Genomic DNA, 10,565 nt, shown 5'->3' with positions numbered 1-10,565 from the left:
AAATGTAAAGCTAAATGTAAAATAGGTATTTAGGCTGTTTCTATTTTTAATAATTTTTATTTAGGACAGTATTGAAATCCTATCATTTTAATATTGCATATTTGTGTTTTTTTCTTGTTATTATTGACTGCTACTGTAGCAATATCATTGTAAAATACTGAGTCATTTTCTAAACTGCTTATAAATTTAAGAATCAGCCTTTTTATCGGATCATCATAGAACGCCCTCGTAAATCAGCCGTAAAACTGCCTCCATCCCTCTTTTGTATGCTTTACTGTTAATACTTTGAAAATTTCCATTTTTAAGACCTAAGCTGCAACACTTTATAAAGATTTTATCGGTATCGCCTGTTATTAACGACAAAGTTTTCGTTTTCCTAGGTAATCTGATTCTGCGGATTTTAAGTAAAATCTGTTTACATGCTTTACCCAGTCAAACTCCCCAGACTCTATTAATTGGTGGGTTTCATAGTTGCCATTTTCAATTTTATGTTCGTATCAACCAATTGTCGTTTCTAACCAGTTCGATAGAGTAAATTTGAAATATTTTATTGCAGACTGGTTAGAAAATAAAGAATTATGAAGAAAATTGTATTAATTAATTACTTGCTGGCATGGAGAATAATGGAGGGATATGAGGGATGTTTAAAATTTGACACGGAATTACTAATCTTTAAAAATCAAATTAGCTCATGGTTGAGCCTATTTACAAAACCTGCTTAAAATTCACCCAGCTATTATAAAAAAAAGTAAATTCTATACAGGTTATCATTTCACCTATCTATAAATAAGTATTTTTCATTACTCAACCCGCACAAAAAAGACACAGACTTTTGCTGTACCTGAGTCATAAAGTTACAAACAGCTATTTGCGTAAAAATGCTATTGGGGACTCCATCAAACTTCGCTCTGCATAAAAAAGACACATTCTACTCCTAAACCTGTATAAATAATATACAGGTACAACAAGAAACTGTGTAATTTTTACACAGTTTATACATATATCTGTGTAAAAATGTTATAGGAACTCCATCAAAATTCACCCTGCGTAAGAAAGACACATTCTGCTCCTAAACCTGTATAAAATGTATACAGGTAAAACAAGAACTTGCGTAACTTCTATACGTCTTATTTATATACCTGCATAAAAAATTCGCAGGATCAAAATATTTTATTCAGAATTTTTTCTTTCAAAGCAATAAATTTCTAAAATGTCTCATTATCAATACCATAAAGGCTTTTTCAGAGTCCTGAAAATTATGACCTTTTGTATAGCAAGATGTGTCTTTGTACCCACAAACTTTTCAAGTTTTGAGCCCAAAGACTCTCTTGCCTTTTTTGGAAAAGGAATGAAAAGCTACGGAACTTGCTTTTTTTATTAACAAATTGGACTTAATTTTCCAGATTAGTCCAAAATATTCTTTTTTAATCTTTAGAGAATCCAGATTAATCCAAACTATTCTTATTTAGCCCAAACCCTTTGAGTACTATTGTTTTAAAGAATTTTAACGCTCAATTTTGCCTCAGAATTTTAATCAAAAAGAGATGAAAAAATCGAGCTATCTTTTATTCGTATTATCTACAACTTTCATTTACGGACAAGTAGGAATTAACACCCAAACTCCAGAGACTACTTTAGAAGTTGTAGGAAAACCAAACGATATTAGTCATTACGATGGAATTATTCCACCACGTATTACAGGAAATCAATTAGCAGCCAAAACGTATGCATCTGCTAAACAAGGAGCAGTGGTTTATGCAACATCCACTCCTTCAAATTTGACAGGTCAGGTTATAAATATTACCGAAGCAGCCCCTTATTATTTTGACGGAACCTTATGGCAGTCTTTTTCAAAAGAGATAGCTCCTATTGAGTACTATATTGTATTAACATTAGATTCAAACAGCACAGCTGGACTAACAGCAACTTCGGTATGGTCTGCGCCAGTGAACTATTGGGGAAATACCAATACATATCTGACCGCCTCAAAATCCTATACCATCGGAACCAAAAATTTCGGAGGATTAAAGGGAGCTGTAACATTCAGAAAAATTAAAGGTATTGTCAATGTTCATTTTCAAATCTACAGATCCTCAGATTCTGCCCCCATCACTGGAGATGCTTTTATTAGCATTGCTAATATATACAGCGATATAGGCTATATTCCAAATCAGATTGCTCTGCTACATACCGAAAATTCTACGCAGTATTTTCCCGCCTTACTCGAAAATTATGCCATACAAATTCCGCAGACATCTTTAAATGCAATGTCCACCTCTTACTATACTTATGGAGAAGTTCAGGGATACTCCAACTGGAGGAAACCTTATTTGCCATAGAAAATAGCTACAAGGAGTTTGATAAAAAATGGAAAAAAGAGACTATATAAAAATTAGGATATCCATAACAAGAAAACAATACTGGAAAAGAATATGCAAAGAAAAAAACATTACCCTTACCAACTTAATCACTGCATCGGTTGAAAACAGAATTTTAGAAGATGAGAGGAGAAAGATATTGACGTTCATTGAAAAACAAGACAACATCTTCATAAAAATTGAAACCAACATTAATCAAATTGCCAGAATTGCAAACGCTCAAAAATTTATCAGCAGTAAGGAATTAAATTATTTCCAAAACCAACTTGATGAAATAACCGATTTAAAAAAACAGCAAAACAAAATTTTCACAAAAATCTACTCCTTAATTGCAAATGATAGTTAAGATTTTAGGTTCTGCAAGTTCCAATTTTCACGGAGTACAGTATAATGATAAAAAAGTAGAAAAAGAAACTGGAGAACTGATGCTGATGAAAAATTTTCCTTCCTTCATAAATGAAAACAGCAGTCAGGAAGAAGTTAAAAATTACCTCAAATCCATTTCAAAAAACGAAAAAGTAAAAAAGCCACAATTCCATGCAGTGATTTCAACAAAATTTCAACAGCACAGCAAAGAAGAATTGGCAAAAGTTGCGGAAGATTTTATGCAGGAGATGGGTTACAGAAACCAACCGTTCATCGTAGTTTTTCACAACGACACCGAAAATAACCATGTGCATATTGTTTCAACAAGAGTTGAAAAATCAACTGGAAAAAAGATTAACGACAGTTATGAGAAACTAAAGGCCCAAAAGGCGATGATGAATGTAAAAGAAAGGATTTATGGTAAAAGTAATGAAGACATCATCAACAAACTTTTGAGCTACAATATAAGTTCGTTGAAGCAACTGGAAATCTTAATGGAAAAAAACGGCTTCAAGTTGGTAAATAATAAAAATGATGAAAACGCTTTAGATATTCTAAAAAATGGAGTTCGAGAGAAAACAATAAATGGAAATCAACTCATTTTCAGCAACCCTAAAAATGACAATAGAGGAAAGCAAATCAAGGCTATATTGAATAAATATCAAGAGGTCTATTCTAACAAGGTTTTCAAAGTGGAAGATCGAAGACATTTAGAAAAAATGCTTCCTGAAGAAAAGCAAAAAGAAAATTGGAAACCAAAGATTGAATTTGAAAGTGAGCTTCAGAAAAAGCTCAGAGAAGTGTTTGGAATTGATGTGGTTTTTCATCATAAAGACGAACACCACCCTTTTGGTTACACCTTAATTGACCATAAAACCGAAACCATTTATAAAGGAAGTGAAATTCTAAAAATGAATGATTTATTTGAATTCACTTCCGAAGTAATAGACAAAAAACTATTTGAAAGCTTAAAAGATTACAATTTATCAGATGAAATATCGAAACAAGTATTGATAGAATATCTGAAACACCAGAATCCAGAAAATATTCCCAAAGATTTTATGCTTTTTGAGAACAAGAAAAGAAAGAACAAAGAAGTATTCAATTCGTTGAAAAATGATGTAAGAAACTATCTCAAAACACAAAACAATAATAATGTTAAAATAATAAAATCGGAAGAAGGAATCTATTATGCAGTCCACGCAAAACTGCATTATGTAGGAGAACTTCAATCATTAATTGGAGAAAAAGAATTTCAAAGCTTTTTGAATCCAAATCAAGCCAACGAAGCTAGAACAGTAAACCAAACTGAAAGTAATGAAGCAAAAGAATTATCAAAAGCCGTAAATGAAATGCTGTTTGAATGGACAAAACATTCAGGAACATCAAAAGATCCTGCGGAAGAAGAACTCAAAAAAAGAAAAAAAAGAAAGAAATAATGATTATCACATTTGCCACGCAAAAAGGCGGAACAGGAAAAACGACACTTGCCATTGCATTTGCCAATTACATTTCTGCTATTTCAGAAAGGAAAATTAAGGTATATGATTTCGATTTTCAAAAATCATTTTACTACAAATGGAAAGAAGACGAACAGTCAGACCTTCCAAAATTGTATGAGGTAGAAACCATTGGTGAAGACAAAGAACAACCTTTTTCCGATTTTGAAACACTCATTAATCTAAAAGACAGTGATGAGATTAATCTTTTTGATTTGGCAGGAACACTCGACCAAAAATACAGTGATTTGCTGATTTACAGTGATTTTATCATCATTCCTTTTGAATATTCTGATGTATCAGTAAAATCGACATTGGTATTCAAAAATTTGTTGGGTTTATTAGAAAGCGAAGCAGAACGAATCTTTATCCGTTCCAAATACGACAAAGGCTACAAATACCCTAACCAAAAAGAAATGGATGAAGAAATTTCAAAATACGGAACGCTTATCGAAAATCCTGTACTCAAAAGAAACTGCCTTCAAACCATAGATACAAGAAAGCTAACCTACGAACAAAAATACGCCGTAAAAAAGCCTTTTAATGAAATTATAGACCAAATAAACAGCATATTAAAAATTACCCTTTAAAATTAATTTCAAATAAAATACAAATGTTAAAATACTCACTTATCCTTCTAGGAGCTTATTTCCTGTACTATGCTGGTAACATAGTTTACGACCTTTTTTTGAAAAAAGAGAAAACGATACCAACCGATGCTACAGAAGAATTTTCACTTGCTGATTTTGCGAAGTCAGAGAACCTTCCTCCAAGTTCAGTAGGCATTGAAGATGTAGAAAATATTCGTACTCCAAAATCTTTTTTGAAAAGTGAAATTCAGATATCTCAAGTTCAAAACACTTTTGAAGAAAATCCAGATTTGGAAGAATTAAGAAGAAGATTTGAATCCGAACAAGATATTGATGGTTTTGATAACGACGACGAACCAGTAAAAAATGTAACTGAAAATACAAAATCTATTCAATCAAAAAATAACGAAAATCATCAAAACCAGATTCAAGAAGAACAAGGTTTATCCATTCAAAAATCAAACAGAAACAAATGGTATCAATTGCTTAATCTGGCAGAAACCAGTGTGCAGATGATTTCCCATAATGACGGATATAAGATATATCATTCCATTATGTAATCCTTATCCATAAAAATATTTAAAACATTCAAAAACAACGCATTAAAAATCCGTTGCAGGGCATTCTTTGCTATAAACTTAAAAAATCAATTCAATATTAACCTTTTAAAAATCTTATTTATTATGAATCAAAAAATCAAAAAAAATCAAATGATGAAAAAAGTATTTACTGCTTTCATTTTACTTTTAGCCATTACTCCAGCCTTTGCACAAGGAGGTGCAACAGCCATCTCCAATGCAGCAAGTGATATCAAAGATTACTGGGACCCGATCAAGCTGATTTTGAAAGCAGTCGGCGGACTGGTAGGATTTATCGGCGGACTTCGTGTCTATAACAAATGGACGAACGGTGACCAAGATGTGAACAAAGAAATCCTTGGTTATGGAGGAGCAATGATTTTCCTCATTGTAGTTCCAGAATTCGTCACCGCATTCTTTGCTTAAAATGGGATTTTACCTTTACAAGGGGCTTAAAAAACCCCTTATTTTCTTCGGACTCAAAGGGAAATACATTTTTTATGCGGTTGGTGTCATCGGAAGCGGAGTCATTGCCGCATTGATACTTTCCAAATTCGGTTTACTAGGTTCTTTACTAGGATTGGTAGTTACGGCAGGAGGTGTTTATTTCATCTTTAAAAGGCAGGACAAGTACGGTTTGTATGACAAAACCAAAAATTTCAATCAAATATTCATTTTTCCAAAAAGATTCAACAACAAAAAACTTTTGCAACATGGCGACAACAAAGAAGCAGGCATTTGATATTCCTTTTATCGGATACGATTACGGGAAAGCCTTCAATTGGGATTTTGATGTTCTTTTCGGACAGTATGGAAACCCTATTATCGGAATTAAGATAAAAAATATGGTCGAGCAATATTCTGCTGATCCAGATAATTATCTTAATTTTCATACCATTTTAAATCAGGTGGTGTCGATTATTGGAGAAGGAAGAATTGTCCAGAAGCTCGATATTTTTTCAAAAAAGAAATATACTGCAGAACCATCAAATCAGTTCCTTCAGCAAAAATATTCAGAGCATTTTGATGGACGACTTTTTAAAACCATTGAAACTGTATTGCTGTTTACGGATATTGTGGATGACAAGCTGAAAAAGAAAAATAAGCAGTACAACCACTCGGAAAAAGGCTACAAAGAACTTCGTGATAAATGCCAGAAAGTATGGATGCTTCTAAAACAAGAAGCTTGTGAACCCCGGTTTTTATTTGAAAAAGATTTTGAATATTACATCTCCGGTGTTTTGTCGATGCAGTTTTCTAAAACACCGGTTTTTGATAACATTAAAAGTACCAATGAGTATCTTCAAATCGGGAATCGTTTCGTCAAAAACATTTCTTACGTCGATGTTGAAAACATTGATTTACCTTCGGAAATTGAACCTTACTCTATTCTTGGAGGAAACGGTGCCGCAGCAGAAACGGCGGTTGATAATTTTACTTTCATCAACGAGCTGGAAGATTACGAAACGATTGTTTATAATCAAATTATTACCATTCCGCCACAGGCACAACAGCAAAGGGAACTCGACAAAAAGAAGAAAAAGCACGAAGGAGCCGCCAACAACTCGCCGTCCAATGCCATTATTGCAGAGGAAATTCAAACCCTACTTCATAATATCGCTATTGATGGACAACTCGTTGTGAATGCACATTTTTCGATTTTGTTTTCCGCAGAAACATTAGAAAAAATGGAGGGGACACAGTCCCTGGTAGAGAATAAGCTGTTTACAAAAGGTATCATTGTTTCCAAAAATGCTTACAACCAGTTGGAACTCTTTCGCTCTGCCATTCCAGGAAATGCAACAGAATTGAGAGAGTACGATTTATTTATGACGACAAGCGAAGCGGCCTTGTGTTTTTTTTTTAAAGAAAGTTACCCCGTGAACGAAGAATCTAATTTCTATCTGAGATTTACAGACAGACAAGGCGTTCCGCTAAAAGTAGATCCTTCAGATTTACCAATGAAAACAGGAAGAATTAATAACAGGAATAAGTTTGTTTTGGGACCTTCAGGTTCAGGGAAATCATTTTTGATGAATAACATTATAGAGCAATATCTTACTTACAATTATGATGTAGTCATTGTGGATACAGGAGATTCCTATTCAGGAACCTGCAAATACAAAGGAGGCAGATACATTCAGTACACTGAAGAAAAACCCATTACGATGAACCCTTTTCTGATGAATAAAGAAGAGTTCAATATTGAGAAAATTGAATTTTTAACCAATTTGATTTTCTTGATTTGGCAAGGTCCCGATGCGATGATGTCATCCGCACAAAAATCCATATTGGACAATGTGTTGATGTCTTATTATCATCAATACTTCAATTCAGGAACACAGTGGTACGAAAATAAAAGTTCAGAAGAATTGATTCTCTATCTGAATAAATACAATATTCACGAAGAAGATCTATTTACAGAATATGAGAATGAAACTAAAGAACAACGCACCTATTACGATATTTTAGGAATTGCATTCGATGCCAAATCTGATGAGATTAAAGAAGCCTTCAGAAAATTGGCTATTGAGTATCATCCTGATAAAAACCTGAACAATCCTGACTATGACAGCGAAAAATTTTATAAAGTCTATGAAGCGTATGAAACTTTAAATGATGAAGAAAAGCGAAAAATTTATAACGATACACAACTGATTCTCATCAAATCTAATGAAATCATCAGGCAACCGAAAACGACAGAAGAATGGAATGAATCGTTCAGAAAAGCCATTGTTAAAAAAATTAAGGAACTTGAAGAAAAGTTAATCACCAAAGAACTTTCTTTCAATGGATTCTATGAGTATTGCGACCGGTTCCTACCGGTTTACTTAAACAATAAAAAGCACAAAATCAACGAAAAAGAATTCAACCTGCGTACTTTTTTATTTGTTCTGAAGGACTTTTACAAAGGCGGAAGATATGGAACCACCTTAAATAATAAAGCAGACGAGAGTCTTTTTGATGAACCATTTATTGTTTTTGAAATTGATAATGTAAAAGATAATCCGAAGCTTTTTCCAATTGTAACGCTCATTATTATGGACACCTTCATTCAGAAAATGAGATTGAGAAAAGACCGAAGAAAAGCACTCATCATTGAAGAAGCATGGAAAGCCATTGCCAGTAAATTAATGGGAGGTTATATTCTCTATCTCTACAAAACGGTTAGAAAATTTTGGGGAGAGGCAGTCGTGGTAACGCAGGAACTCGATGATATTATTGGCAATGCTGTGGTAAAAGACTCTATCATCAACAATTCTGATACTTTCATTTTGTTGGATCAAACCAAATTCAAGGACAATTTTGACCGTATTGCTGCTTTACTTTCATTAAATAAAGTAGAACAGAACAAGATTTTCACCATCAATAATTTGAACAATAAATTCGGAAGAAGTCGATTCAAAGAATTTTATCTGAAACGAGGTTCTAAAGGAGAAGTCTATGGAAATGAAGTTTCATTGGAACAATATTTAACCTACACAACTGAAAAACCCGAAAAATCAGCGGTTGAATATTATGTACAGAAATATGGCAACTACGATGAAGCCTTACGCAAGATTGTTGATGATTTAAAAATCTTTGGGGATAGCCTTGAGAATTTGGTATCGCTGGTCAATCTGTATCGGAATCCATTGGATGAAAAAGTAGTGTCATACTACTGGAAAATGAAAAATCAAAATAAAGAATACAACGTGTTCAAAATCATCTCACAGGAATTAGAAGACCAAAACATCAGTTTTTCAGAATTAATCAATCAAAAACAAGAGATATATGAAAAAGTTTAGTCTCAAAATAGCAATGTTGCTTTTCACTTTTTGGGGAATGATGAGCTTTTCCCAAAATACTTACATCGACCCAACGGTAACGACTGCTATGATTTTGTATTCAGAAAATTTGAAAGCCAAACAGAATGAAGTCATAGACGAAACCTCCAAATTGAAAGATGCACAAGCATGGGTAGGAACACAGATGGTGGCAGCTAATGATATTCAGAATAAAATATTGAAAGGATTGAAAGAAGTTTCAGGAACCTTACAAAACGGAATTCAGGTAAAAGAAATTTATTCTGAATTGAATAAATGTTATACCTATTCCTCTCAAGTAGTACAATTAGCATCGCAACATCCGCAATATGCCATATTTGGAGTGAAAGCTTCGCAAAAAACCTACGAGCAAAGCTTGAAAATTGTTACCGATGTTTCTGATATTTTGGCATCAGGCGAACTCAATTTGGCGACCGCAGGAGACCGTTACAAAATCCTACACAACATTTCCGAGAATGTAAAAAATCTAAAGTTGTGGCTATTGGCAATCAAGTTACGATTGGAAAAAGCCAACCGATTAGGATTCTGGAACTCCATAAATCCATTTGCTGGCTACATCAATACCGATAAAGGCATTGTAGAAAATATAATGAATAAGTATAAGCGAAATTTTTAAGAATCATATGATGAAAAAGATTTTCCAAATCCTGTTAATTCCTACAATCTATCTTGTCATTACTTCTTCCAGTGGTGGTTCTACGCCAGCTTGGCAAAAAGAAAATGTATCATTTCCCATGATGAACATTGAAATCAATGCCACGATGAAAGAACATGACCGACAAATAGCAATGAGGCAAAAACAAACAGCCAATGCTACCATAGAAACCGCCAATAGAACTCAATGGAACAACTTTAAAGACAAAGTCACTAAAGTTCAAGACAGATTGAGGATTGTTTCGTTTGCTATTCAGGCAATACCTACGGGAATAGCGATGAGTAGAGAAGTTAATAAAATCACTCAAAACCAGACAGACATTATCAATGAAATCAATACAGCGCCTTATTCTATTATAGCTGTTTTGCCTTCCCAAGTACAGTTTGTAGATGATCTGCAAATGGTAACACGGTTAATCATGGGAATAGTGATTTCTTATGGAGCCATTAACCAAATGGAAAAATCAGAACGTAAAATTTTATTGGATTACGCATTGGGTGAAGTCAAAACATTAAGCAGAAACTCCACGCATATGCTCTTAAAAATTAGAGATATCAAAGCCAAAGTATTACGCAACAAAAGAGCTTTCCAATATTACGTGAACAGTGATAAACAAGTGGTAGAAAGCATTATGAAAAATATTAAATCTTTTTAGAGATGAAATCGAAGATT

10 protein-coding genes are annotated in these 10,565 nt (G+C 33.5%); all 10 read left to right on the top strand.

Features of this window, described 5'->3' with window-relative positions:
- Nucleotides 1–1,544 precede the first annotated feature (1,544 nt).
- Entirely contained in the window at nt 1,545–2,339 is a 795-nt protein-coding gene (locus QO190_RS10600; RefSeq protein WP_371463277.1) for a hypothetical protein, read from the top strand.
- Between the two features lie 28 nt (nt 2,340–2,367).
- Entirely contained in the window at nt 2,368–2,724 is a 357-nt protein-coding gene (locus QO190_RS10595; protein WP_371463279.1) for a hypothetical protein, read from the top strand.
- Nucleotides 2,714–4,183 (top strand): relaxase/mobilization nuclease domain-containing protein, encoded by a 1,470-nt coding sequence (locus tag QO190_RS10590; RefSeq protein ID WP_371463281.1) that lies wholly within the window; start codon nt 2,714–2,716, stop codon nt 4,181–4,183. The genes QO190_RS10595 and QO190_RS10590 overlap by 11 nt, the downstream gene beginning before the upstream one ends.
- Nucleotides 4,183–4,833 carry a ParA family protein gene (locus tag QO190_RS10585; protein ID WP_371463283.1) on the top strand — a complete coding sequence of 217 codons (651 nt, stop codon included), beginning with the start codon at nt 4,183–4,185 and terminating at the stop codon, nt 4,831–4,833. Before QO190_RS10590 ends, QO190_RS10585 begins: the two co-directional genes overlap by 1 nt.
- 23 nt (nt 4,834–4,856) lie before the next feature.
- The gene (locus QO190_RS10580; protein ID WP_371463284.1) at nt 4,857–5,393 is read left to right on the top strand and encodes a hypothetical protein; all 537 of its coding nucleotides are present in this window, start codon (nt 4,857–4,859) and stop codon (nt 5,391–5,393) included.
- A 123-nt stretch (nt 5,394–5,516) separates the two neighbouring features.
- On the top strand, nt 5,517–5,837 hold the full coding sequence (locus QO190_RS10575) for a DUF4134 domain-containing protein (protein WP_371463286.1): 321 nt from the start codon (nt 5,517–5,519) through the stop codon (nt 5,835–5,837).
- A 1-nt stretch (nt 5,838) separates the two neighbouring features.
- A complete protein-coding gene (locus QO190_RS10570) occupies nt 5,839–6,153 on the top strand; it encodes a DUF4133 domain-containing protein (protein WP_371463287.1) in 315 nt (104 codons plus the stop codon).
- On the top strand, nt 6,125–9,199 hold the full coding sequence (locus tag QO190_RS10565; RefSeq protein ID WP_371463289.1) for a TraG family conjugative transposon ATPase: 3,075 nt from the start codon (nt 6,125–6,127) through the stop codon (nt 9,197–9,199). The genes QO190_RS10570 and QO190_RS10565 overlap by 29 nt, the downstream gene beginning before the upstream one ends.
- Nucleotides 9,186–9,854: a hypothetical protein gene (locus tag QO190_RS10560; RefSeq protein ID WP_371463290.1), complete on the top strand. Its 669-nt coding sequence runs from the start codon at nt 9,186–9,188 to the stop codon at nt 9,852–9,854. The genes QO190_RS10565 and QO190_RS10560 overlap by 14 nt, the downstream gene beginning before the upstream one ends.
- A gap of 7 nt (nt 9,855–9,861) precedes the next feature.
- Nucleotides 9,862–10,548 (top strand): hypothetical protein, encoded by a 687-nt coding sequence (locus tag QO190_RS10555; protein ID WP_371463292.1) that lies wholly within the window; start codon nt 9,862–9,864, stop codon nt 10,546–10,548.
- Nucleotides 10,549–10,565: the final 17 nt, after the last annotated feature.

The organism is Cloacibacterium sp. Arc13 (genome assembly GCF_041431305.1).
Lineage (GTDB): Bacteria > Bacteroidota > Bacteroidia > Flavobacteriales > Weeksellaceae > Cloacibacterium > Cloacibacterium caeni_B.
Note: the sequence above shows the minus strand (reverse complement) of the source record. Positions and strands in the feature narration are given on the sequence as shown.

What these genes read in the sequence shown, in the direction of transcription:
- QO190_RS10600 (WP_371463277.1), top strand. Translation starts at nt 1,545, where the DNA reads ATGAAAAAATCGAGCTATCTTTTATTCGTATTATCTACAACTTTCATT.
- QO190_RS10595 (WP_371463279.1), top strand. Translation starts at nt 2,368, where the DNA reads ATGGAAAAAAGAGACTATATAAAAATTAGGATATCCATAACAAGAAAA.
- QO190_RS10590 (WP_371463281.1), top strand. Translation starts at nt 2,714, where the DNA reads ATGATAGTTAAGATTTTAGGTTCTGCAAGTTCCAATTTTCACGGAGTA.
- QO190_RS10585 (WP_371463283.1), top strand. Translation starts at nt 4,183, where the DNA reads ATGATTATCACATTTGCCACGCAAAAAGGCGGAACAGGAAAAACGACA.
- QO190_RS10580 (WP_371463284.1), top strand. Translation starts at nt 4,857, where the DNA reads ATGTTAAAATACTCACTTATCCTTCTAGGAGCTTATTTCCTGTACTAT.
- QO190_RS10575 (WP_371463286.1), top strand. Translation starts at nt 5,517, where the DNA reads ATGAATCAAAAAATCAAAAAAAATCAAATGATGAAAAAAGTATTTACT.
- QO190_RS10570 (WP_371463287.1), top strand. Translation starts at nt 5,839, where the DNA reads ATGGGATTTTACCTTTACAAGGGGCTTAAAAAACCCCTTATTTTCTTC.
- QO190_RS10565 (WP_371463289.1), top strand. Translation starts at nt 6,125, where the DNA reads ATGGCGACAACAAAGAAGCAGGCATTTGATATTCCTTTTATCGGATAC.
- QO190_RS10560 (WP_371463290.1), top strand. Translation starts at nt 9,186, where the DNA reads ATGAAAAAGTTTAGTCTCAAAATAGCAATGTTGCTTTTCACTTTTTGG.
- QO190_RS10555 (WP_371463292.1), top strand. Translation starts at nt 9,862, where the DNA reads ATGATGAAAAAGATTTTCCAAATCCTGTTAATTCCTACAATCTATCTT.